General features: G+C 71.2%; 19 protein-coding genes. 13 read left to right on the top strand and 6 right to left on the bottom strand.

Annotated elements, in window-relative coordinates:
* Nucleotides 1-138 precede the first annotated feature (138 nt).
* The 10 genes from ACFWWU_RS12950 to ACFWWU_RS12905 all read left to right on the top strand — a co-directional run bounded on the left by ACFWWU_RS12950 (nt 139) and on the right by ACFWWU_RS12905 (nt 12,819).
* Nucleotides 139-3,090: a M14 family zinc carboxypeptidase gene (locus tag ACFWWU_RS12950; RefSeq protein ID WP_384143290.1), complete on the top strand. Its 2,952-nt coding sequence runs from the start codon at nt 139-141 to the stop codon at nt 3,088-3,090.
* 218 nt (nt 3,091-3,308) lie between these two features.
* A complete protein-coding gene (gene gap, locus ACFWWU_RS12945) occupies nt 3,309-4,319 on the top strand; it encodes a type I glyceraldehyde-3-phosphate dehydrogenase (protein WP_384143288.1) in 1,011 nt (336 codons plus the stop codon).
* A 105-nt stretch (nt 4,320-4,424) separates the two neighbouring features.
* A complete protein-coding gene (locus tag ACFWWU_RS12940) occupies nt 4,425-5,636 on the top strand; it encodes a phosphoglycerate kinase (RefSeq protein WP_384143285.1) in 1,212 nt (403 codons plus the stop codon).
* 7 nt (nt 5,637-5,643) lie between these two features.
* Nucleotides 5,644-6,420, top strand: coding sequence for a triose-phosphate isomerase (gene tpiA, locus ACFWWU_RS12935; RefSeq protein WP_329624115.1), 777 nt, complete (start codon nt 5,644-5,646; stop codon nt 6,418-6,420).
* Between the two features lie 97 nt (nt 6,421-6,517).
* The gene (gene secG / locus ACFWWU_RS12930; protein ID WP_024758014.1) at nt 6,518-6,748 is read left to right on the top strand and encodes a preprotein translocase subunit SecG; all 231 of its coding nucleotides are present in this window, start codon (nt 6,518-6,520) and stop codon (nt 6,746-6,748) included.
* Nucleotides 6,749-6,825: 77 nt separating this feature from the next.
* Entirely contained in the window at nt 6,826-7,161 is a 336-nt protein-coding gene (locus tag ACFWWU_RS12925; protein WP_071891222.1) for an RNA polymerase-binding protein RbpA, read from the top strand.
* Between the two features lie 396 nt (nt 7,162-7,557).
* The gene (locus tag ACFWWU_RS12920; RefSeq protein WP_384143280.1) at nt 7,558-8,781 is read left to right on the top strand and encodes an MFS transporter; all 1,224 of its coding nucleotides are present in this window, start codon (nt 7,558-7,560) and stop codon (nt 8,779-8,781) included.
* 51 nt (nt 8,782-8,832) lie between these two features.
* Nucleotides 8,833-10,488, top strand: coding sequence for a glucose-6-phosphate isomerase (gene pgi, locus ACFWWU_RS12915; RefSeq protein WP_384143927.1), 1,656 nt, complete (start codon nt 8,833-8,835; stop codon nt 10,486-10,488).
* A gap of 4 nt (nt 10,489-10,492) precedes the next feature.
* Nucleotides 10,493-10,993 carry a PH domain-containing protein gene (locus ACFWWU_RS12910; RefSeq protein WP_358477874.1) on the top strand — a complete coding sequence of 167 codons (501 nt, stop codon included), beginning with the start codon at nt 10,493-10,495 and terminating at the stop codon, nt 10,991-10,993.
* On the top strand, nt 10,990-12,819 hold the full coding sequence (locus tag ACFWWU_RS12905) for a PH domain-containing protein (protein WP_384143276.1): 1,830 nt from the start codon (nt 10,990-10,992) through the stop codon (nt 12,817-12,819). The genes ACFWWU_RS12910 and ACFWWU_RS12905 overlap by 4 nt, the downstream gene beginning before the upstream one ends.
* Here the strand turns inward: ACFWWU_RS12905 and pgl are convergent.
* Genes pgl through tkt form a run of 5 tightly spaced genes read right to left on the bottom strand, consistent with a single transcriptional unit; the run spans nt 12,732 to nt 19,358 of the window.
* Nucleotides 12,732-13,514 (bottom strand): 6-phosphogluconolactonase, encoded by a 783-nt coding sequence (pgl, locus tag ACFWWU_RS12900; protein WP_384143273.1) that lies wholly within the window; start codon nt 13,512-13,514, stop codon nt 12,732-12,734. The genes ACFWWU_RS12905 and pgl overlap by 88 nt on opposite strands.
* Nucleotides 13,511-14,581 carry a glucose-6-phosphate dehydrogenase assembly protein OpcA gene (opcA, locus tag ACFWWU_RS12895; protein WP_384143270.1) on the bottom strand — a complete coding sequence of 357 codons (1,071 nt, stop codon included), beginning with the start codon at nt 14,579-14,581 and terminating at the stop codon, nt 13,511-13,513. Before opcA ends, pgl begins: the two co-directional genes overlap by 4 nt.
* Complete coding sequence (gene zwf, locus ACFWWU_RS12890) at nt 14,578-16,110, bottom strand: glucose-6-phosphate dehydrogenase (protein WP_384143268.1); 1,533 nt, start codon at nt 16,108-16,110, stop codon at nt 14,578-14,580. The genes opcA and zwf overlap by 4 nt, the downstream gene beginning before the upstream one ends.
* 5 nt (nt 16,111-16,115) lie before the next feature.
* Nucleotides 16,116-17,234: a transaldolase gene (gene tal / locus ACFWWU_RS12885; RefSeq protein ID WP_384143265.1), complete on the bottom strand. Its 1,119-nt coding sequence runs from the start codon at nt 17,232-17,234 to the stop codon at nt 16,116-16,118.
* 36 nt (nt 17,235-17,270) lie between these two features.
* Nucleotides 17,271-19,358: a transketolase gene (gene tkt, locus ACFWWU_RS12880; RefSeq protein ID WP_384143262.1), complete on the bottom strand. Its 2,088-nt coding sequence runs from the start codon at nt 19,356-19,358 to the stop codon at nt 17,271-17,273.
* Nucleotides 19,359-19,672: 314 nt separating this feature from the next.
* Between tkt and ACFWWU_RS12875 the strand changes: the two genes are divergently transcribed.
* From ACFWWU_RS12875 to ACFWWU_RS12865, 3 genes are all read left to right on the top strand, one after another.
* Nucleotides 19,673-20,620: a heme o synthase gene (locus ACFWWU_RS12875; RefSeq protein WP_384143259.1), complete on the top strand. Its 948-nt coding sequence runs from the start codon at nt 19,673-19,675 to the stop codon at nt 20,618-20,620.
* Between the two features lie 107 nt (nt 20,621-20,727).
* Entirely contained in the window at nt 20,728-21,048 is a 321-nt protein-coding gene (locus ACFWWU_RS12870; RefSeq protein WP_384143257.1) for a hypothetical protein, read from the top strand.
* A 70-nt stretch (nt 21,049-21,118) separates the two neighbouring features.
* A complete protein-coding gene (locus tag ACFWWU_RS12865; protein WP_384143254.1) occupies nt 21,119-22,222 on the top strand; it encodes an amidohydrolase in 1,104 nt (367 codons plus the stop codon).
* A 59-nt stretch (nt 22,223-22,281) separates the two neighbouring features.
* On the opposite strand, the gene ACFWWU_RS12860 is transcribed toward ACFWWU_RS12865, so the two are convergent.
* Nucleotides 22,282-23,253 (bottom strand): heme A synthase, encoded by a 972-nt coding sequence (locus ACFWWU_RS12860; protein WP_384143251.1) that lies wholly within the window; start codon nt 23,251-23,253, stop codon nt 22,282-22,284.
* Nucleotides 23,254-23,270: the final 17 nt, after the last annotated feature.

Below are 23,270 nucleotides of genomic sequence, written 5' to 3'. Positions count from 1 at the left end.
CGAACTCCACGCTGCCGGTGCCTTTCTGAGGCGCCGGCAGCTTTTTCGTCCACGCGCGAGGCACCCTTGACAGGCCCATGAGCGCCCATGAGCCTGGCGTCTGTTCACCTTCGTGACAGGCAATACCAAGGGGGGCTCATGAGACGCAGAGCGAGATCGATCCTCGCCGCGGCTTCACTGCTGATCGCAGGAGTGGCGACGGCACCCGTCGCCGGAGCACAGCCGAACGACCGGGACGGCGGCGACGCCCTCTCCGTATGGCGCGCCGAGGTCACCCAGGAGCAGGTTCCGCTGCTCCTCGACGCCGGAGCCGACGCCCACGAGATGACCGAGCAGGTGCCCGACAAGGGCTCGGCGACGGTCGAGCTCTTCCTCACCGACCGGCAGGCCGGGCAGCTGCGCGGCCAGGGCGTCGAACTCGCCGAGCACACCCTGACCCAGCGGGCCGAGCAGCGGGTCGCCGCCGCGGGTGACGGCGTCTTCCGGCCGTACAGCGGCCCGAACGGCCTCAAGCGGGAGCTCCTCGACACCGCCCGGGCCAACCCCGGGATCACCAAGGTCGTCTCGATCGGGAAGACCCTCAAGGGCCAGGACATCCTCGCCCTCAAGGTCAGCAAGGGCGCCACCCGGGTCAAGGACGGCTCGAAGCCCGCCACGCTGTACCTGTCCAACCAGCACGCGCGCGAGTGGATCACCCCGGAGATGAACCGGAGGCTGCTCCACCACTACCTCGACCGTTACGGCAAGGACGAGCGGATCACCCGGATCGTCGACACCACCGAGCTGTGGTTCGTACTCTCCGCCAACCCGGACGGCTACGACTTCACCCACGCCGACCCCGACAACCGGCAGTGGCGCAAGAACCTCCGCGACAACGACGGCGACGGGCGGATCACGCCGGGCGACGGCGTCGACCTCAACCGCAACTTCGCCTACAAGTGGGGCTACGACAACGAGGGCTCGTCCCCCGACCCCGCCGACGAGACCTTCCGCGGCACCGGCCCCATGTCGGAGCCCGAGACCAAGGCCCTGGACGCCTTCCAGAAGCGGATCGGCTTCTCGTACGGCATCAACTACCACTCGGCCGCCCAGCTCCTGCTGTACGGCGTCGGCTGGCAGGTCGCCACCGACACCCCCGACGACGTGGCACTCAAGGCCCTCGCCGGCACCCCGCAGAACTCCGCCGTGCCCGGCTACCGGCCGCAGGTCTCCTCGGAGCTGTACATCACCAACGGCGAGGCCGACGGACACGCGGCCAACGTCAACGGGATGCAGATGTTCACCCCGGAGATGTCGACCTGTGCCACCGCCTCCCGGGTCGACCCGAACGACGCCTGGAACCCGGCCGACTGCGCCTCCGTCTTCACCTTCCCGGACGACGAGAAACTGATCCAGGCCGAGTTCGCCAAGAACATCCCCTTCGCGCTCGCCGTCGCCGAGAGCGCCGCCCGCCCGGACCGGCCCGTCTCCCCGGTCGGCATCGAGGCCCCCGACTTCACCCCGGCCGCCTTCACCACCTCCTACGCCCGCGGCGGGGAGCAGGAGGTCGCCGTCACCGCGCGCAAGTCCCTGCGCGGCAAGACCCTGAAGTACCGGATCAACGGCGGCCGCACCCACAGCGAGGAGCTCGACGCCTGGAAGGGCGGCGAGACCTACGGCGGCGAGGACAACCTCTACTTCGACGAGTACCGCGCCGAGGTCGAGGACGCCCGGCCCGGGGACTCCGTCGAGGTCTGGTTCACCGCCCGCACCCGGGAGGGCCGGGCCACCGCCTCCGCCCCCTTCACCTACAAGGTGGCCGAGCGCCCGCGCGGCGACGTGCTCGTCCTCGCCGACGAGGGCGGCACCACCGCGGCACGCCACACCGCCGCGTACGTGAAGGCGCTCGCCGCCAACGGCCGCTCCGCCGCCGTCTGGGACGTCGCCACCCAGGGCACCCCCGACGCCCTCGGCGTGCTCTCCCACTTCCGTACCGTCGTCTGGTACACCGGCGCCGAGCGGCCCTCCGGGCCCACCCAGCTGGCGGTCCGCGCCTACCTCAACGAGGGCGGCAAGCTGATCAACGCCGGCGAGAAGTCCGGCGGACTCACCCAGGTCGGCCGGGCCGAGACCAACGACTTCGCCCAGTACTACCTCGGCGCCTACCACCGCGCGGGCCTCGGACAGCCGCCCGCCTTCGCCGGCACCGGCGCCTTCGCGGGGGTCGGCGCGGGCCTCGGGGCCGCCGCCGACAACCCGCTGGACAACGCCGGCGCGTACACCGTCACCTCGGACACCCTGAAGCCGAAGGAGTTCCCGCAGTTCGCGAGCAGCGCCTCCGCCGGTGACTACCCGGGCATCCGCACCCCCTTCGAGCCCGCCGAGGGCGCGACCTTCGCGGCCGTCAAGCACTCCGACGGCACCTGGGCCCGGCTCAGCAGGACCGTCGACCTCACCGGCGTCGCCGCGGCGGCCGCGCCGCGCCTCGACTTCCAGGTCAGCTACGACACCGAGCCCGGCTACGACAACCTCGTCGTAGAGGCCCACACCGTCGGCCAGGACGACTGGACGACGCTGCCCGACACCAACGGCGGCACGTCCACCGCGCCCCCGGCCGACTGCGGCGAGGGCTACTACGTCCGGGACCACCCCTTCCTCGCCCGCTACCTCACCGTCGGCGAGGACGGCTGCGCGGCCACCGGCACCACCGGCTCCTGGAACGCCTTCACCGGCCCCTCCAACGGCTGGCGGCAGGCCTCCGTCGACCTGAGCGCCTGGGCGGGCAAGCAGGTCGAGCTCTCGATCTCGTACGTCTCCGACCCCGGTACGGGAGAGACCGGCGCCTTCGTCGACGACACCCGGCTCGTCACCGGCACCACCACGGAGGCGGAGGGCTTCGAGACCGGCCTCGGCGCCTGGTCCGTACCGGGCGCACCGGCCGGCAGCCCCGGCAACGGCACCGACTGGACGCGCTCCGCGGCCCTCTTCCACTCCCAGGCCGCGGTCACCACGCGTGACACCGTCCTTCTGGGCTACGGCCTGGAGCACGTGCAGGGCGCGACCGAGCGGGGACGGCTCCTGGGCCGCGCCCTCGCGGTGCTCCGGCGCTGACGGAGAGTAGTGGGGACAAAAGTCCCACGACGGCCCGTACCCGTTGGTAGGTACGGGCCGTCGGTCTTTTTCCCTCACTTTCCGGGCACGCGCGGATGCGGTCGATGTCACTCCCCGGCCCCCGGAGAGGTAGGGTCGTAAGCGGTCGGGGACATCCCTAAAAACAAAAATCTCGCCGGCGTCGAGCACACCGGCGTACCTAACGAGGAGATCGGTTCGTGACGATCCGCGTAGGCATCAACGGCTTTGGCCGCATCGGCCGGAACTACTTCCGCGCGCTCCTTGATCAGGGTGCTGACATCGAGATCGTGGCCGTCAACGACCTGGGTGACACCGCGACCACCGCGCACCTGCTGAAGTACGACACCATCCTGGGGCGCCTCAAGGCCGAGGTCACCCACACCGCCGACACCATCACCGTCGACGGCCGCACCATCAAGGTGCTCTCCGAGCGCAACCCGGCCGACATCCCCTGGGGCGAGCTGGGCGTCGACATCGTCATCGAGTCGACCGGCATCTTCACCAAGAAGGCCGACGCCGAGAAGCACATCGCCGGCGGCGCCAAGAAGGTCCTCATCTCGGCTCCGGCCAGCGGCGAGGACATCACCATCGTCATGGGCGTCAACCAGGACAAGTACGACGCGGCCAAGCACCACGTCATCTCGAACGCGTCCTGCACGACCAACTGTGTCGCGCCGATGGCCAAGGTCCTCGACGAGAACTTCGGCATCGTCAAGGGCCTGATGACCACGGTCCACGCGTACACCAACGACCAGCGCATCCTGGACTTCCCGCACAAGGACCTGCGCCGCGCCCGCGCCGCCGCGGAGAACATCATCCCGACCACGACGGGCGCCGCCAAGGCCACCGCCCTGGTCCTCCCGCAGCTCAAGGGCAAGCTCGACGGCATCGCGATGCGCGTCCCGGTCCCGACCGGTTCCGCCACCGACCTGGTCGTCACCCTGGACCGCGAGGTCACCAAGGACGAGGTCAACGCCGCGTTCAAGAAGGCCGCCGACGACGGCGACCTCAAGGGCATCCTGTACTACACCGAGGACCCGATCGTGTCCTCGGACATCGTGAGCGACCCGGCCTCCTGCACCTTCGACGCCTCCCTGACCATGGTCCAGGAAGGCAACACGGTGAAGATCCTGGGTTGGTACGACAACGAGTGGGGCTACTCCAACCGTCTCGTCGACCTCACCGTCTTCGTCGGCGGCCAGCTCTAGACTTCAGGGCAGGCTTTCGATGTGAGCAGGGCTCGGGCAGCGCAACGCCGCGCTGTCTGAGCCCTGTCTCGTGTGCTCCACCGCGTACCAAGGAGTCTGTGACAGATGAAGACGATCGACGAGCTTCTCGCCGAAGGCGTCTCCGGCAAGCGGGTGTTCGTCCGCGCCGACCTCAACGTGCCCCTCGACGGCACGACCATCACCGACGACGGCCGCATCCGCGCCGTCGTCCCCACGGTGAAGGCGCTCGCCGATGCCGGCGCCCGCGTCGTGGTCGCCTCGCACCTGGGCCGCCCGAAGGGCGCCCCGGACCCGGCGTTCTCCCTCGCCCCGGCCGCCGCTCGCCTCGGTGAGCTGCTCGGTGCCGAGGTGGCCTTCGCGACCGACACGGTCGGCGAGTCCGCCACCGCCACCGTCGCCGGCCTCGCCGACGGCCAGGTCGCCGTGATCGAGAACCTCCGGTTCAACGCCGGCGAGACCTCGAAGGACGACGCCGAGCGCGGCGCCTTCGCGGACCGGCTGGCCGTGCTCGCCGACGTGTACGTCGGCGACGGCTTCGGCGCCGTGCACCGCAAGCACGCCTCGGTCTTCGACCTGCCGGCGCGCCTCCCGCACGCCGCGGGCTACCTCATCGCCACCGAGGTCGGCGTCCTGAAGAAGCTCACGGACGACGTCCGGCGGCCGTACGTGGTCGCGCTCGGCGGCGCCAAGGTCTCCGACAAGCTCGGGGTCATCGACCACCTCCTGGAGAAGGCCGACCGCATCCTCATCGGCGGCGGCATGGCGTACACCTTCCTCAAGGCCCAGGGCCACGAGGTCGGCGTCTCGCTGCTCCAGCAGGACCAGATCCCGGCGGTCCTGGACTACCTCAAGCGTGCCGAGGAGCGTGGCGTGGAGTTCGTCCTCCCCGTCGACGTCCTGGTCTCGCCCGATTTCCCGGACCTCAAGACCAAGGCTCCGGCCCACCCCACCACGGTCGCCGCGGACGCCATTCCGGCGACCGAGGAGGGCCTGGACATCGGTCCGGAGACCCGTAAGCTCTACGCCTCGAAGCTCGCCGACGCGGGCACCGTCTTCTGGAACGGTCCGATGGGCGTCTTCGAGCACCCCGACTACGCCGAGGGCACCAAGGCCGTCGCCCAGGCGCTCGTGGACTCCCCGGCGTTCACGGTGGTCGGTGGTGGCGACTCCGCCGCCGCCGTCCGCATCCTGGGCTTCGACGAGAAGGCATTCGGCCACATTTCGACCGGCGGCGGCGCCTCCCTCGAGTACCTCGAGGGCAAGACGCTTCCCGGCCTCGCCGCACTGGAGGACTGACCCCTAAATGAGCACTCGCACTCCGCTGATGGCGGGCAACTGGAAGATGAACCTCAACCACCTTGAGGCCATCGCCCACGTCCAGAAGCTCGCCTTCGCCCTGACCGACAAGGACTACGACGCCTGTGAGGTCGCCGTCCTGGTCCCCTTCACCGACCTGCGGTCCGTCCAGACCCTGATCGACGGCGACAAGCTCAAGATCAAGTACGGCGCCCAGGACCTCTCGGCGCACGACTCCGGTGCCTACACCGGTGAGATCTCGGGCGCCATGCTGGCCAAGTTCAACTGCGCCTACGTGGCCGTCGGCCACTCCGAGCGCCGTCAGTACCACGCCGAGAACGACGAGGTCTGCAACGCGAAGGTGAAGGCCGCCTTCAAGCACGGCGTGACCCCGATCCTCTGCGTCGGCGAGGGCCTGGACATCCGCAAGGCCGGTCAGCAGGTCGAGTACACGCTCGCCCAGCTCGACGGCGGCCTGAAGGACGTCCCGGCCGAGCAGGCCGAGACCATCGTGATCGCGTACGAGCCGGTGTGGGCCATCGGCACCGGCGAGGTCGCCACCCCCGAGGACGCGCAGGAGGTCTGCGGGGCGATCCGCGGCCGTCTCGCGGAGCTGTACTCGCAGGAGCTGGCCGACAAGGTCCGCATCCAGTACGGCGGCTCGGTCAAGGCCGGCAACGTGGCCGCGATCATGGCGCAGCCGGACGTCGACGGTGCCCTGGTGGGCGGCGCGGCGCTGGACGCCGAGGAGTTCGTCAAGATCGCGCGCTTCCGCGACCAGTGAGTATGCGGTAGCGGAGTTACGTCGTACCCTAGCGGGGGTCGGGCAGGTGCCCGGCCCCCGTCCGTATAAGTCCGAGGAAGTTGGTCCAGCCGTGGTTATGGGGTTCTCGATCGCCCTGCTCGTCTTCAGCGGGCTGCTGATGCTGCTCGTACTGATGCACAAGGGAAAGGGCGGCGGTCTCTCCGACATGTTCGGTGGCGGCATGCAGTCGTCCGTCGGCGGCTCCTCGGTCGCCGAGCGCAACCTGGACCGGATCACGGTTGTGGTCGGTCTGCTCTGGTTCGCCTGCATTGTGGTACTTGGTCTGCTGATGAAGTTGGACGGGTAACTCCAATCACTGGACGCGCGTTGGGCCTTACGTAGACTGGGGCATCTTCGAGCACCATCACGCAGGGAGTTACGACCGTGGCAAGTGGCAACGCGATCCGGGGAAGCCGGGTCGGAGCGGGGCCGATGGGCGAGGCCGAGCGGGGCGAATCGGCGCCGCGCGCCCGCATCTCCTTCTGGTGCTCGAACGGGCACGAGACGCAGCCGAGCTTCGCCAGCGACGCGGCGATCCCGGAGACCTGGGACTGCCCCCGGTGCGGCTTCCCGGCCGGTCAGGACCGGGACAACCCGCCGGACCCGCCGCGCACGGAGCCGTACAAGACCCATCTCGCCTATGTGCGGGAGCGGCGCAGCGACGCGGACGGCGAGGCGATCCTCGCCGAGGCGCTGGCCAAACTGCGCGGCGAGATCTAAGCGTGGTGTGACGATGTGACGAACGGGCCTTGCCCGCGAACTCTGTTCGCGGGCAAGGCCCGTTCGCCGTCTCCCGTCGCTGCGCCACGCGCGCGGAGAGGCAGTCCGCCGCCGACTCCGTGGACGTCGATCCGGAGGGCCGCGGCGAGCGTCCGGGCGGGCCCGGTCCAGGGCGTCGAGGTCGAGGCTCTCCGCGGTCCTGCGCGGCTGCTCCTCGCCGAGGGCCACGAACCGCCCGGGTACGTCTCCGCCGGCATCCCCGGCATCCTCGGCGGCCACGAACGCGACGCGTTCCTCGAAGCCCGCTACGAGGGCCGGCCGCACCCGCCGGACCGGCGTTGTCAGTGGCGTCCTCTACGGTCGGTCGGACAGGGATCACCGACGCAGGGGGGCGCCATGACGGCGACGGAAGCACTGGCGGCCAGGGCCGTACCCGAGTGGCGAGGCGGCTTCGGTCGGTTGTGGACGGCCGCGGTCGTCTCCCGGTTCGGCGACTCGCTGCGTACCGCCGCCCTGCCCCTGCTCGCCGCCTCGCTCACCGACGACCCCCTCCTCATCGCCTCCGTCACCGCCTGCGGCTTCCTGCCCTGGCTGCTCTTCGGACTCCTCGGCGGAGCCGTCGCCGACCGGGTCGACCAGCGACGGGCCATGTGGGCGGTCGACCTCGTCCGCGGCGCGCTCATGGCCGCGTTCGCCGTGGCCGTCGCGCTCGGACACGCCACGATCGCCCTGCTGCTCGTCCTCGCCTTCGCCCTGACGACCCTCCAGACCCTCTTCGACAACGCCGCCACGGCCCTTCTCCCCGCCCTCGTCCCCACCGAGGCCCTGGCCGCGGCCAACGCCCGCCTGATGACCGGTCAGCAGTTCGCGGGCGGCCTCCTCGCCGCGCCCCTGGTGCCCGCCCTGCTCCTCGCCGGGGACGCCGTGCCGTACGTGGCCGACGCCGCCACCTACGTCCTCGCCGCGCTCCTCATCGCCTCCCTGCGGACCGGGGCACCCGAGCGGCCGGCCCGCCCGGCCGGGTCCACCCTCCGCAAGGAGATGGCCGAAGGGCTCGCCACGCTCCGCCGGGACCGGCCGCTGCGATGGCTCTGCACGGCCACCACCCTCTGCAACATCGGCATGGGCGCCCTCATCGCCACCCTCGTCGTCCACGTGACGGACGGGCGCCCGGCCGGAAGCGCCGGAAACACCGCGTACGCGGCCACCATCACCGCCTACGCGGTGGGCGGCGTCGCCGGCGGCTTCCTCGCCCGCCGCATCGCCGAGCGGACCGGACGGATACGCGCCGTTGCCCTCGCCGGGACGGTCCAGACGGGCTGCCTGGTCCTGATGGGAGCCGTCCCCGCCCTCGCGGTATCGATCGCGGCCATGGCGGTGTTCGGCCTCATGGGGACGGTGTGGAACGTCAACCAGACGACCCTCATGCAGGAGCGCGCCCCCGAGGGGATGCTCGGCCGCATCGCCGCGGCCTTCCGCACCCTCGCCGTCGCGGGCGCTCCGTTCGGGGCCCTCCTCGGCGGCGCCGCGGCCGCCGGCTGGGGACCGCACACACCCGCCCTCCTCGCGGCGGCACTGTTCGCGCTCGCCGTAGCGTCGTTGGCTCCCCTGATCAATTAGGTTGGAGGGGCAGCGGGGCAGACATACGAAAAGAAGTGGGCGATGTCCGAGATGAACAACGAAGGCCGCACCAGGCTGAACCGGCTGCCCGAGTGGGCGGCCCTCGGCAAGCACCGTGAGCAGCTGGGCGAGACCCACCTGCGCGAGCTCTTCGCCGCGGACCCGGCGCGCGGCACCGGCCACACCCTGCGGGTCGGCGACCTCTATCTGGACTACTCCAAGCACCTCGTCACCGACGAGACGCTGACTCTGCTGCGCGAACTCGCCGCCGCCACCGGCGTGGCCGAGCTGCGCGACGCCATGTTCCGCGGCGAGAAGATCAACACCACCGAGGACCGCGCGGTCCTCCACACCGCGCTGCGCGCCCCGCGCGAGGCCGTGATCGAGGTCGACGGGGAGAACGTCGTCCCCGGCGTCCACACCGTCCTCGACCGCATGGGCGCCTTCGCCGACAAGGTCCGCGCGGGCGAGTGGACCGGCCACACCGGCAAGCCGGTCAAGAACATCGTGAACATCGGCATCGGCGGCTCCGACCTCGGCCCCGCCATGGCCTACGAGGTCCTGCGCTCCTTCACCCAGCGGGACCTGACGCTCCGTTTCGTCTCGAACGTGGACGGCGCCGACCTCCACGAGGCCGTCCGCGACCTCGACCCGGCCGAGACCCTCTTCATCGTCGCCTCGAAGACCTTCACCACCATCGAGACGATCACCAACGCCACCTCCGCCCGCAACTGGCTCCTCACCGGCCTGCGAGCCGGCCAGGAGGCCGTCGCCAAGCACTTCGTGGCCCTCTCGACCAACGCCGAGAAGGTCGAGGAGTTCGGCATCGACACCGCGAACATGTTCGAGTTCTGGGACTGGGTCGGCGGCCGCTACTCGTACGACTCCGCCATCGGCCTCTCCCTGATGATCGCCATCGGCCCGGAGCGCTTCCGCGAGATGCTCGACGGCTTCCACCTCGTCGACGAGCACTTCCGCACGGCCCCGCCCGAGGAGAACGCGCCGCTGCTCCTCGGCCTCCTCGGCGTCTGGTACGGCGCGTTCTTCGACGCCCAGTCGCACGCCGTCCTGCCCTACTCCCACTACCTGTCCAAGTTCACCGCCTACCTCCAGCAGCTCGACATGGAGTCCAACGGCAAGTCGGTGGACCGCGAGGGCAACCCGGTCGACTGGCAGACCGGTCCCGTGGTCTGGGGCACCCCCGGCACCAACGGGCAGCACGCCTACTACCAGTTGATCCACCAGGGCACCAAGGTCATCCCGGCCGACTTCATCGGCTTCGCCCGCCCCGTCGACGACCTGCTCCCCGGCCTCGTCGCCCAGCACGACCTGCTGATGGCCAACTTCTTCGCCCAGACCCAGGCGCTCGCCTTCGGCAAGACACCCGAGGAGGTACGGGCCGAAGGGGTCGCCGAGGAGCTCGTCCCGCACAAGACCTTCCAGGGCAACCACCCGACCACCACGATCCTGGCCGACGCGCTCACCCCGTCCGTCCTCGGCCAGCTGATCGCGCTCTACGAGCACAAGGTCTTCGTCCAGGGCGCGATCTGGAACATCGACTCCTTCGACCAGTGGGGCGTCGAACTCGGCAAGGTCCTCGCCAAGAAGATCGAACCGGTCCTGACGGGCGGTGAGGGCGGCGAGCAGCTCGACAGCTCGACCGCCGGGCTCGTCACCGCCTACCGCGCGCTGCGCGACCGGGGCTGATCGCATGACGGGGGAGAACGCGGTGCGGCTGCGGCCGCCGAGGAACGCCGTGGACGAGCGGGCCGTCGCCTGGTGGCGGAGCCAGCTCCTGGTGACCACCGCCGTGCCGGTGGTGATCCTCGCCGTCCTCGGCGCGCTCATCGGGCCCGCCCGGTTCTGGCTGCTGCTCGCGGCCGGGGCCGTCGCGGCCCTCGGCCTCGGCTGCGCCGCGTTCTTCCCCGCCTGGTGGTTCCGGGTGCACCGCTGGGAGGTCACCGACGAGGCCGTCTACGTCCGCACCGGGGCCCTCTGGCAGGAGTGGCGGATCGCCCCGATGTCCCGGATCCAGACGGTCGACACCGTACGCGGCCCGCTGGAGCAGCTCTTCCGGCTCGGCACCGTCACGGTGACCACCGCCTCCTCGAAGGGCGCCCTCCGGATCGAGGGCCTCGACCACGAGCTCGCCGCCGAGCTCGGCGAACGGCTCACGGCCCTCACCCAGGCCACCCCCGGGGACGCCACATGACCGAGGCCGGACACGGCGAGGACCCGCGCGACGGCGGCATAGTCGGCGCCGACGGGCCGCGCGGGGAGGGCGCCGGTGAGGGCTCCGGTGAGGCCTGGCGGCGCCTCGACCGGCGCACGCTCCTGGCCACCGCCGCCGTCCTGTGCGGCGTGGCCGGCGGCGCCGGCCTCCCCGCGACACTCGGACTCGCCGGATCCAGGCCGCTGTGGCAGGCCCTCTCCTGGGTCCTCGCCGGAGCGTTCCTCCTCGTCCTCGGCGGTACCCTCGTCGACTACGTCCGCTGGCGCCGCACCCGGTACCGGATCGGCCCCGAGCGGAGCGAGACGGGGGTACCCCCGGCCGAAGGCTGGGGGAGGGTCGAACTCCACACCGGGCTCCTGCTGATCAAGCGCCGCTCCCTGGCCCGCGAGCGCATCCGCAGCGTCGACCTCACCGCCAACCCCCTCCAGCGGGTCCTCGGCCTCGTCAAGGTCCGCATCGGCACCGGCGAGAGCACCGGCGGCAGCGAGTCCACGCTCGAACTCGACCTGGTCACCCGCGCCGAGGGCGAGCGCCTCCGCCACGCCCTCCTCGCCCGCACCGTCACCGGCACCGCCGGCCGGCCCGACGAGGGCGCCCTCGCCATCGCCGACCCCCGCTGGATCCGCTACGCCCCGGTCTCCTTCGTCGCCCCGGCCCTCGGCGGCGCGGCGGCCGGAGCCGTCATGCAGGTCAGCGAGTGGTTCGGCGCCCAGGGGGAGGTCATCGACTGGATAGGGGACCGCTTCCGGGACGTCTCCCTCACCTGGATGATCGTCGACCTGGTCCTCATCGCCACCGTCGTGGGGGCCGTCGGAGCACTGGGCCTCTGGGTCGAGATGTGGTGGAACTACCGCCTGGAGCGCGAGCCCGGCGGCACCCTGCGCGTTCGCCGCGGCCTCCTCACCGCCCGCTCCGTCTCCATCGAGGAGCGTCGGCTGCGCGGGATCGAGGTCGTCGAGCCGCTGGGGGTGCGCCTGTTCGGGGCCGCCCGCGTCGACGCCGTCGCCACCGGCCTCGCCAAGGACGACGGGGACAAGCACGCCGACCTCAAGACCCTGCTGCCGGCCGTGCCCCGGGAGATCGCCGACCGCGTCGCCGCCCAGGTCCTGCGCGAGCCGGAACCGCCCACCGGGGCGCCGCTCGCCGTCCACCCCCGCGCCGCCCGCACCCGCCGGCTGCGCTGGGCCCTGTGGTCCGTCGCCGCCCCGGTCGCCCTCCTCGCCGGACTCGGGCTCCTGCTCACCCCGGTCCTGCTGTACGTGGCGGCGGGCTGCGCCGTCGTCCTCACCCCGCTCGCCGTGCTCCTCGCCCTCGACGCGTACCGCGGCCTCGGACACGGCGTCAGCGGCGCCTATCTGGTGACCCGTTCGGGCACGGTCCGGCGCGCCACGGTCGCCCTCCAGCGCTCCGGCGTCATCGGCTGGACCGTCAAGCAGTCGTACTTCCAGCGCCGCGCGGGCGTCCTCACCCTGACCGCCACGACGGCGGCCGGCGACGGCGCGTACGACATCTACGACGCGGGCGAGAGCCAGGGCCTGACCTTCGCCGCCGAGGCCGTACCGGACCTCCTCGCGCCCTTCATCGAGCCCGTACCGACGCCGGAGGCCCGGTCCACCTGGGGGTCCCCCCCGGACGGAGTCCAGGGGGAGGTGAACCGGGCCTCCGGGGCGTACGAGTCGCTGAATCAGCACATCAGCACATCAGGCACATCAGACCATCAGGCGGAAGCCGGCGGATACAGGCTCCGCGGCAGCTCCGAGGCCGCCGCCGCGTCGAGCAGCCACAGCGTGCGCGAGCGGCCGTAGGCGCCCGCCGCCGGGGCCTGCACCTCGCCCGCGCCCGACAGCGCGATCGCCGCGGCCTTCGCCTTGTCCTCGCCGGCCGCGAGCAGCCAGACCTCCTTGGCCGCCCTGATCGCCGGGAGCGTCAGGGAGACCCGGAGCGGCGGCGGCTTGGGAGCGCCGTGCACCCCGACCACCGTCCGCTCGGTCTCGCGGACCCCCGGCAGTTCGGGGAAGAGCGAGGCCACGTGCGTGTCCGGGCCGACGCCCAGCATCAGCACGTCGAAGGCCGGCACCCGCCCGTGGTCACCGGGACCCGTGGCGGCGGCCAGCTCCTCCGCGTACGCGGCCGCGGCGGCGTCGACATCGGCGCCGTACGGTCCGTCCGAGGCCGGCATGGCGTGCACCCGCGCCGGGTCGAGGGGCACCCGGTCGAGCAGCGCCTCACGGGCCTGGGTGACGTTCCGCTCGGGATCGCCCTCGGGCAGGAAGCGCTCGTCGCCCCACCACAGGTCGAGCCGCGACCAGTCGATCGCGTCCCGGGCGGGCGCCGTACCCAGCGCGGCCAGCAGGCCGTTGCCGTTGCGTCCGCCGGTGAGCACCACCGAGGCGGAGCCGCGGGTGGCCTGGGCGTCCACGATCTTCGTGATCAGCCGGGCCGCCGCGGCCTGCGCCATCAGCTCCTTGTCGCGGTGGACGACCAGCTGAGGGGTGCTCACTTGGCCGCCGCCTTCTTGGCCGGGGCCTTCTTCGCGGAAGGCTTCGCGGGGGCCGGGGCCGCCGACTCCACCACCACGACAGCTTCGGCGACCGCCTCGGCGACGGGCGAGTCGACCTGCTCGGGAGCGACGGTCGCCGCCTCCTCGTCGAGCCGTTCGAGACCGAACTTGAGCGCCGTCGCGTAGGTGTCGTCCGGGTCGAGCCGGCGCAGCTCCTCCGCGATCAGCTCGGCCGTGTCCCGGCGCTTGAGCGCCACGCCACGGTCCGGCTGCCCCTGGATGGAGAGCGTCGCGAGCGAGCCGTCCGGCCGGTCGAGCACGATCGGCCCGGAGCTGGTCTCCATCCGTACGGAGGTGAGACCGGGCCCCGCCGACTTCGCGCGCCGCACCGGCACCTTCAGCCGCTCGGCCAGCCACATCGCGAGCAGCTCGACGCTCGGATTGAACTCCTCGCCCTCGACCTCGGCCGAGGTGACCTCGCACACGACCTGGTCGAGCGCGGCGGCGAGCATCGAGCGCCACGGGGTGATCCGGGTCCACGAGAGGTCCGTGTCGCCCGGGGTGTACGTGTCCGCCCGCGCCGTCAGCTCCTGGATCGGCTGCTCGGCGGCGTACGTGTCGGTCACCCGGCGCTGGGCGAGCGCGCCCAGGGGGTCGTTCGCCGGGTCGGTCGGCGCGTTCACCGGCCACCAGACGACGACGGGCGCGTCCGGGAGGAGTAGGGGAAGCACCACCGACTGGGCGTGGTCGACGACCTCGCCGTACAGCCGGAGGACGACCGTTTCGCCGGTGCTGGCGTCGGCGCCGAGGCGGACCTCGGCGTCGAGTCGTGCCTTGGCGCGGTCCCGCGGCGAGCGCGAGACCCGCTTGATGACGACGAGGGTCCGCGAGGGGTGCTCGCGGGACGCCTCGTTTGCCGCCTTCAGCGCGTCGTAGGCGTTCTCCTCGTCGGTGACGATGACGAGGGTGAGCACCATGCCGACGGCCGGCGTGCCGATCGCCCGCCGCCCGAGCACCAGCGCCTTGTTGATCTTGGATGACGTGGTGTCCGTCAGGTCGGTCTTCATGGCCGGCGCCAGCTCCGTCCGTCTCGTGCGAGCATCTCGTCCGCCTCGACCGGACCCCAGGTCCCGGACTGGTACTGCGCGGGCTTGCCGTGCTTGTCCCAGAACTGCTCGATCGGGTCGAGGATCTTCCAGGACAGCTCGACCTCCTCGACCCGCGGGAAGAGGTTCGAGTCGCCGAGCAGGACGTCGAGGATGAGCCGCTCGTACGCCTCGGGGCTGGACTCCGTGAAGGACTCGCCGTACGCGAAGTCCATCGACACGTCCCGGATCTCCATCTGGGTGCCGGGCACCTTGGAGCCGAACCGCATCGTCACGCCCTCGTCCGGCTGGACCCGGATCACGATGGCGTTGCGGCCGAGTTCCTCGGTCGCGGTGTGGTCGAAGGGGGAGTGCGGGGCGCGCTGGAAGACGACCGCGATCTCCGTGACGCGGCGGCCGAGGCGCTTGCCCGTACGGAGGTAGAAGGGGACGCCCGCCCAGCGGCGATTGTCGATCTCCAGCTTCACGGCCGCGTAGGTGTCCGTCTTCGACTGGGGGTCGATGCCGTCTTCCTGGAGGTAGCCGACGGCCTTCTCGCCGCCCTGCCACCCGGCCGCGTACTGGCCGCGGACCGTGGTCTCGCCCAGGTCCCTGGGGAGCTTCACCGCGCCGAGGACCTTGGTCTTCTCGGCGGCGAGCGCGTCGGCGTCGAAGGAGGCGGGCTCCTCCATCGCGGTCAGCGCGAGCAGCTGGAGCAGGTGGTTCTGGATGACGTCACGGGCGGCGCCGATGCCGTCGTAGTACCCGGCCCGGCCGCCGATGCCGATGTCCTCGGCCATCGTGATCTGGACGTGGTCGACGTACGACCTGTTCCAGATCGGCTCGAAGAGGGTGTTGGCGAAGCGGAGCGCCAGGATGTTCTGGACGGTCTCCTTGCCGAGGTAGTGGTCGATCCGGAAGACCGCGTCGGGCGGGAAGACCTCGTGGACGACCTCGTTGAGCTCCTTGGCGGAGACCAGGTCGTGGCCGAAGGGCTTCTCGATGACCGCGCGGCGCCAGGAGCCGTCCTTCTGGTCGGCGAGGCCGTGCTTCTTCAGCTGCCGGACGACCAGCGGGAAGAACTTCGGCGGCACGGAGAGGTAGAAGGCGAAGTTGCCGCCGGTGCCCTGCGCCTTGTCCAGCTCCTCGACGGTGGACTTCAGCTTCTCGAAGGCCTCGTCGTCGTCGAAGTCGCCCTGGACGAACCGCATGCCCTGGATCAGCTGCTGCCACACCTCCTCGCGGAACGGGGTGCGCGCGTGCTGCTTGACGGCCTCGTAGACCTCCTGCGCGAAGTCCTCGTCCTGCCACTCGCGGCGGGCGAAGCCGACGAGCGAGAAGCCCGGCGGCAGCAGGCCGCGGTTGGCCAGGTCGTAGACGGCGGGCATCAGCTTCTTACGGGACAAATCGCCCGTGACGCCGAAGATCACCAGGCCCGACGGCCCCGCGATACGCGGGAGCCGTCGGTCGGCGGCGTCACGGAGCGGGTTGGCTCCGTCGACTGCGCTCAAAGTGCTTACGCCTCCGCGGGTACGCGGCGCGAGAGCTCCGCCTCGGTGGACTTGAGCAGGTCGTTCCAGGACGCCTCGAACTTCTCGACGCCCTCGTCCTCGAGGAGCTGCACGACCTCGTCGTAGCTGATGCCCAGCTTCTCGATGGCCGCCAGCTCCGCGCGGGACTGGTCGTACGTGCCGCGCACGGTGTCACCGGAGACCTCGCCGTGGTCGGCGGTGGCCTCCAGGGTGGCTTCCGGCATGGTGTTGACGGTGCCCGGGGCGACCAGGTCCACGACGTACAGCGTGTCCTTGTACGCCGGGTCCTTGACGCCGGTCGAGGCCCACAGCGGACGCTGCTTGTTGGCATGCGCCTTGTCCAGGGCCGTCCAGCGGTCGGAGGAGAAGACCTCCTCGTACGCCTCGTAGGCCAGGCGGGCGTTGGCCAGAGCGGCCTTGCCCTTGAGCGCCTTGGCCTCGTCGGTGCCGATGCCGTCCAGGCGCTTGTCGATCTCCGAGTCCACACGGGACACGAAGAAGGACGCCACCGAGTGGATCTTCGACAGGTCGAGGCCGCGCTCGCGGGCCTTCTCCAGACCCGCCAGGTAGGCGTCCATGACCGCGCGGTAGCGCTCCAGCGAGAAGATCAGCGTCACGTTGACGCTGATGCCGAGGCCGATGACCTCGGTGATCGCCGGCAGACCCGCCTTGGTGGCCGGAATCTTGATGAGCGTGTTGGGGCGGTCCACCAGCCAGGCCAGCTGCTTGGCCTCGGCGATGGTGGCGACCGTCTCGTGGGCGAGACGGGGGTCGACCTCGATGGAGACCCGGCCGTCCTGGCCCTCGGTCGCCTCGAAGACCGGCCGCAGGATGTCGGCGGCGTCGCGGACGTCCGCCGTCGTGATCATGCGGATGGCCTCGTCGACGGTCACCTTACGGGCGGCGAGGTCGGCGAGCTGCTGCTCGTAACCGTCACCCGAGGAGATGGCCTTCTGGAAGATCGACGGGTTCGTGGTCACGCCGACCACGTGACTCTGGTCGATGAGCTCGGCCAGGTTGCCGGACGTGATCCGCTTGCGCGAGAGATCGTCCAGCCAGATCGCGACGCCTTCGTCGGAGAGGCGCTTGAGAGCGTCTGTCATGAGAGTTGCATCTCCATTAAGTCGTACGTATGGGCGTCAGCGCGCGGCGGCGGTCAGAGATTCCCGCGCGGCGGCGACGACCGCCTCCGGCGTGAATCCGAACTCGCGGAACAGGACCTTCGCGTCCGCCGAGGCACCGAAGTGCTCCAGCGAGACGATCCGGCCGGCGTCCCCGACGTACCGGTGCCAGGTGAGACCGATACCGGCCTCGACCGCGACCCGGGCCTTGACCGACGGAGGCAGGACGGAGTCCTTGTACGCCTGGTCCTGCTCCTCGAACCACTCGACGGACGGCATCGAGACCACTCGGGTCGGGACACCGACGGCCTGGAGCTGCTCGCGGGCCTCGACGGCCAGGTGCACCTCGGAGCCGGTCGCGATCAGCACGAGCTCCGCGGGGCCGCCCTCGGCCTCGAAGAGCACGTAGCCGCCCTTGGCCGCGTCCTCGTTCGGCGCGTAGGTCGGCACGCCCTGGCGGGTGAGGGCGAGACCGTGCGGGGCGCCCTTGCCGAAGACCTTGGTGTGCCGCTTCATGATCTCGCGCCAGGCGATCGCCGTCTCGTTGGCGTCGGCCGGGCGGACCACGTTCAGACCCGGGATCGCGCGCAGCGAGGCCAGGTGCTCCACCGGCTGGTGGGTCGGGCCGTCCTCGCCGAGACCGATCGAGTCGTGCGTCCAGACGTACGTCACCGGCAGGTGCATCAGGGCCGACAGACGCACGGCGTTGCGCATGTAGTCGGAGAACACCAGGAAGGTGCCGCCGTAGACACGGGTGTTGCCGTGCAGCGCGATGCCGTTCATCTCGGCGGCCATCGAGTGCTCGCGGATGCCGAAGTGGATCGTGCGGCCGTACGGGTCGGCCTCCGGCAGCGGGTTGCCCTCGGGCAGGAACGACGAGGTCTTGTCGATCGTCGTGTTGTTCGAGCCGGCCAGGTCGGCCGAGCCGCCCCACAGCTCGGGGATGACCGCGCCGAGCGCCTGGAGGACCTTGCCCGAGGCAGCGCGGGTGGCGACGCCCTTGCCCGGCTCGAAGACGGGGAGCTTCTCCTCCCAGCCGGCCGGCAGCTCGTTCGCCTGGATGCGGTCGAAGCGGGCGGCGCGCTCCGGGTTGGCCGTACGCCACTCCGCGAGGGACTTCTCCCAGGTGGCGCGGGCCTCACGGCCGCGGTCGCCGAGCGAGCGGGTGTGCGTGATGACCTCGTCGGTGACCTCGAAGGTCTGCTCCGGGTCGAAGCCCAGGACACGCTTGGTGGCCGCGATCTCCTCGTCGCCGAGCGCCGAGCCGTGCGAGGCCTCGGTGTTCTGCGCGTTCGGGGCGGGCCAGGCGATGATCGAGCGCATCGCGATGAACGACGGACGCTCGGTCTCGGCCTCGGCGGCCCTGACCGCCGCGTACAGCGCGGCCGGGTCCAGGTCGCCGTTGGACTGCGGCTCGACGCGCTGGACGTGCCAGCCGTACGCCTCGTACCGCTTCATCGTGTCCTCGGACACGGCGGTCTCGGTGTCGCCCTCGATCGAGATGTGGTTGTCGTCCCACAGCAGGATCAGGTTGCCGAGCTTCTGGTGGCCGGCGAGCGAGGACGCCTCCGCGGAGATGCCCTCCTGGAGGCAGCCGTCACCGGCGATCGCGTAGATCCGGTGGTCGAACGGGGAGGTGCCGGGGGCCGCCTCCGGGTCGAACAGACCGCGCTCGTAGCGGGCGGCCATCGCCATGCCCACGGCGTTGGCGACACCCTGGCCCAGCGGGCCCGTCGTCGTCTCGACCGCGGCCGTGTGACCGTACTCCGGGTGACCGGGGGTCTTCGAGCCCCAGGTGCGGAAGGCCTTCAGGTCGTCCAGCTCAAGACCGAAGCCACCCAGGTACAGCTGGGTGTAGAGGGTCAGGGACGAGTGCCCCGCGGAGAGGACGAACCGGTCGCGCCCGACCCACTCGGGGTCGGCCGGGTCGTGCCGCATCACCTTCTGGAAGAGGGTGTACGCGGCGGGCGCCAGGCTCATCGCCGTACCAGGATGGCCGTTGCCGACCTTCTGTACGGCGTCCGCGGCCAGGACGCGGGCGGTGTCGACAGCCCGCTGGTCCAATTCGGTCCACTCGAGGTCTGTGGTGGTCGGCTTAGTGCTCACCCTGGGTCAGGGCTCCTCTCCACATGTTCTGAAGCCGGTGACTGAGGGTGTACCGGCGGTGTCGAGCCTACCCCCGACAGAGCCCCCTCTTTTCGTGTGCGGGCCCCTCAAATGAGCGGACAGAGCAAGAGTGCCGGTGCCCGTGTGAGTTCGCCTCCCGAACGGTGTCCACGCCTTGGGACACACCCCTCCAACACGACCCCACCCCCGCGAAGATCGGTGTCTGGGCAACGTCTACAGTGGCGTGGTACGCGCAAGCTTCACCCCGTCTTCATCCGGGGCGCTTGCTGGGAATTTCTCTGTCAGGGGTGTGCGTGACGGCCGTCGAGTCCCGACCCGCAGGGGTCGTCTTGACTCCCAGCCCGGCGGGCCATCGGCCGTTCGGGGCCCGTGTCAAGGCATACGTGGCACTGACCAAGCCGCGGATCATCGAGCTTCTGCTCATCACGACCGTTCCGGTGATGTTCCTCGCCGAGCAGGGCGTGCCGAACCTGTGGCTGGTGCTCGCCACCTGCTTCGGCGGCTACCTGTCGGCGGGCGGCGCCAACGCGCTGAACATGTACATCGACCGCGACATCGACGCCCTGATGGACCGCACCTCCCAGCGCCCGCTGGTCACCGGCGTGCTCACGCCGCGTGAGGGCCTGGTCTTCGGCCTCAGCCTCGCGGTGATCTCCACGCTCTGGTTCGGCCTGCTGGTCAACTGGCTCTCCGCCGCGCTCGCGCTCGGCGCGCTCCTCTTCTACGTGGTCGTCTACACGATGATCCTGAAGCGGCGGACCGCGCAGAACATCGTGTGGGGCGGCATCGCCGGCTGCCTGCCGGTGCTCATCGGCTGGTCGGCCGTGACCGACTCGATGTCGTGGGCCGCGATCATCCTCTTCCTCGTCATCTTCTTCTGGACGCCGCCGCACTACTGGCCGCTGTCGATGAAGGTCAAGGAGGACTACGCGCGCGCCGGCGTGCCGATGCTGCCGGTCCTCGCCTCCAACAAGGTCGTGGCCAAGCAGATCGTCGCCTACAGCTGGGTGATGGTCGCCGTCTCGCTGCTGCTGACCCCGCTCGGCTACACCGGCTGGTTCTACACGGCCGTGGCGGTGCTCACCGGCGGCTGGTGGCTGTGGGAGGCGCACGGGCTGCTCAACCGCGCGAAGTCGGGTGCGACCGGCGCGAAGCTCAAGGAGATGCGCCTCTTCCACTGGTCCATCACCTACGTCTCCCTGCTCTTCGTGGCGGTCGCGGTGGACCCCTTCCTCCGGTAGGGCCCTACGCGCTCAGATGATGTGTCCGGTCGACGGCCGGGTCACGTGGGATAGGCCACGTGACCCGGCCGTCGCCAGTAGATCTACCCCTCGGTAGCATCTTTGACATGGCAGAAACGAAGCAGGAAGAGCGCAGGGCGGCCAGGCTCGCGAAGCAGATCCGGGCGTTCTCCGCGGAGCACGGCGGCGCCGAGGGGCAGCTCGCCCACATCGGCCAGGCGGGCACCCGGATCGTCCTCGTCGGCACGGACGGCGGCTGGGGCGACCTGGTGGCCCCCACGTACCCGATCGCGCGGCAGGCCGCCGAGAAGGCCGGTCTGACGCTCCACGACGAGTTCGACGGCGAGTTCGCCGCCAAGGTCGTCACCGGCCCGTACGAGTGGAGCCGGATGGCCGGTATCCAGATCGGCGGCCCCTCCAACAGCTGAGGCAACAACCTCGTGCGGGGCTCACCCGTTAGGACGTGTGGAGACACGTCCACACAGGGAGCCCCCCGAGATGATCGACACGCCGAGCCTCGTGGACCAGTACTGCCACGGAGTGCTCCGTACGGAGCTCGGCCTGGGCACCTTCGAGACCCAGCTCGGCGCGCACCTCGGCGACCGGTGTGGTGGTCCGCCCGGGCTGCCCGCCGCCGGGACGACCTTCTTCGACACGCAGACCGGTTTCGCGGTACGGCGCTGGTGTCCGCCGCTCCTCGGCCTCGAACCGCACTGCCCGCCCGCCCGCTACCTCGCCCGCCGGCGCGAGCTCGGCGTCGTCGAGGCGGGCCGCCGGCTCCTCCGGGCCTCCGGGATCTCCACGTATCTGGTGGACACGGGGCTCCCCGGTGACCTGACCCGGCCCGCCGAGATCGCCGCCGCGGCCGGCGCGGAGGCCCACGAGATCGTCCGCCTCGAACCCCTCGCCGAACAGGTCGCCGACACCTCGGGGACCGTCGACGCGTTCCTGGCCAACCTCGCCGAGGCCGTCCACGGGGCCGCCGTGAACGCCGTGGCCTTCACCTCGGTGGACGGCGTACGCCGAGGGCTCGCGACGGCGCCCGAACCACCGGGGCCGGGGGAGGTACGCGGGGCGGCGGGGCGCTGGCTCGCCGGACGCCCGGCGGGCGGGCGGCTCACCGACCCCGTCCTGCTGAGGCATCTCCTCTGGATCGCCGTCACGGCCGGACGCCCCCTCCAACTGCACACACGGGACCGGGACCCGGCCGTCCTCGGCGCCTTCGCCGCCGCCACGACGGGACTCGGCACCGACCTCGTCCTGCTGCACGCCTACCCGCACCACCGCGCGGCGGCGCACCTGACGGTCGTCCATCCGCATGTGTACGCGGACCTCGGAGCGGCCCTCGCCCACACCGGGGCCCGGGCGGCGGCCGTCCTCGCCGAGGTCCTGGAACTGGCGCCGTTCGGCAAGCTGCTGTTCTCCAGCGGCGCCCACGGGCTGCCCGAACTCCACGTGGTCGCCGCAGGCGTCTTCCGCTCGGCGCTCACGCGGGTGCTCGGGGAGTGGGTGAGGGAGGGCGCCTGGTCCCACGCGGACGCGCAGCGCGTCGCCACGATGATCGCGGCGGGGAACGCCCGGCGGGTCTACCGGCTGGGCTAGAGCCTGGTCCACCGGACGGACCCTGGAGGGTCGGAACGGTCGGTCGGACGACCGGACGGTCAGACGGCCGCCGTGAGTTCCGGGTCGGCCTGGGCCGGGATCCCCGCCGTGGGCACCGGGCGCTCGCGCAGGCTCAGGGCCAGCCGCAGCACCGCGATCCACATCAGCGAGGAGCCGAGCATGTGGACGGCGACCAGGACCTCGGGGACCCCGGTGAAGTACTGGACGTAGCCGATCCCGCCCTGCGCGAGCAGCACGATCAGCAGGTCACGCGCGCGCGCCCGGGTGTCGTCCGGGGCGTCCACCACGCGCAGCACCAGCCACATGGCGACCGCGAGCGCGCAGACGACCCAGGCGGCGATGGCGTGGAGGTGGGCGGCGTCCGTCCAGTCCCACGGCATGCGCGGGACGTCGCTGCTGTCACCGGCGTGCTTGCCGGCGCCGGTCACGGTCGTACCGAGCGCGATCAGCAGACCCGAGGTGATCGTGACCGCCCACGACAGCTTGCGGACCGGGCGCGGCACGCGCGGCCGCGGGTCGGTGTCGCCCTCGCCGGTCCGGTGCCAGGTGATGACGGCCACCGTGAGGAGGGCGTTCGCGGCGAGGAAGTGGCCGGCGACCGTCCACGGGTTGAGGCCCATCCACACCGTGATGCCACCGATGACGGCATTGCTCATCACGATCCAGAACTGCGCCCAGCCCCACCGGGTGAGGTTCCGGCGCCAGGGCTTGGTGGACCGGGTGGCGATGATGGCCCAGCCGACGGCCGCCGACAGGACGTACGTCAGCATCCGGTTGCCGAACTCGATCAGGCCCCGGTAGCCCTGCTCGGGCGTGACGATGAGGCTGTCTTCCGTGCACTTCGGCCAGGTGTCGCAGCCGAGACCGGAACCGGTCAGCCGGACCGCGCCACCCGTGACGATGATGAACACGCTCATCACGACGGCGGAGAGCGCGGCGCGCCGGAGCGTCCGGGGGGACGGGGTCCAGCGCTGGGCGATGTAGGCGAGGGGGGTCAGCACGGGGCCCATCGTAGGACGGGGCTTGT

The organism is Streptomyces sp. NPDC058650 (genome assembly GCF_042717315.1).
Taxonomy (GTDB): Bacteria; Actinomycetota; Actinomycetes; order Streptomycetales; family Streptomycetaceae; genus Streptomyces.
The sequence above is the reverse complement of the archived record's forward strand: the minus strand, read 5'-3'. Positions and strand labels throughout refer to the sequence as shown.

Excerpts from the sequence above, each read along its gene's own strand:
- tal (WP_384143265.1), bottom strand. The coding sequence starts at position 17,234 with ATGACAGACGCTCTCAAGCGCCTCTCCGACGAAGGCGTCGCGATCTGG.
- pgi (WP_384143927.1), top strand. The coding sequence starts at position 8,833 with ATGAACAACGAAGGCCGCACCAGGCTGAACCGGCTGCCCGAGTGGGCG.
- ACFWWU_RS12870 (WP_384143257.1), top strand. The coding sequence starts at position 20,728 with ATGGCAGAAACGAAGCAGGAAGAGCGCAGGGCGGCCAGGCTCGCGAAG.
- ACFWWU_RS12940 (WP_384143285.1), top strand. The coding sequence starts at position 4,425 with ATGAAGACGATCGACGAGCTTCTCGCCGAAGGCGTCTCCGGCAAGCGG.
- secG (WP_024758014.1), top strand. The coding sequence starts at position 6,518 with ATGGGGTTCTCGATCGCCCTGCTCGTCTTCAGCGGGCTGCTGATGCTG.
- ACFWWU_RS12920 (WP_384143280.1), top strand. The coding sequence starts at position 7,558 with ATGACGGCGACGGAAGCACTGGCGGCCAGGGCCGTACCCGAGTGGCGA.
- opcA (WP_384143270.1), bottom strand. The coding sequence starts at position 14,581 with ATGAAGACCGACCTGACGGACACCACGTCATCCAAGATCAACAAGGCG.
- ACFWWU_RS12910 (WP_358477874.1), top strand. The coding sequence starts at position 10,493 with ATGACGGGGGAGAACGCGGTGCGGCTGCGGCCGCCGAGGAACGCCGTG.
- tpiA (WP_329624115.1), top strand. The coding sequence starts at position 5,644 with ATGAGCACTCGCACTCCGCTGATGGCGGGCAACTGGAAGATGAACCTC.
- ACFWWU_RS12950 (WP_384143290.1), top strand. The coding sequence starts at position 139 with ATGAGACGCAGAGCGAGATCGATCCTCGCCGCGGCTTCACTGCTGATC.
- ACFWWU_RS12860 (WP_384143251.1), bottom strand. The coding sequence starts at position 23,253 with ATGGGCCCCGTGCTGACCCCCCTCGCCTACATCGCCCAGCGCTGGACC.
- ACFWWU_RS12905 (WP_384143276.1), top strand. The coding sequence starts at position 10,990 with ATGACCGAGGCCGGACACGGCGAGGACCCGCGCGACGGCGGCATAGTC.
- ACFWWU_RS12865 (WP_384143254.1), top strand. The coding sequence starts at position 21,119 with ATGATCGACACGCCGAGCCTCGTGGACCAGTACTGCCACGGAGTGCTC.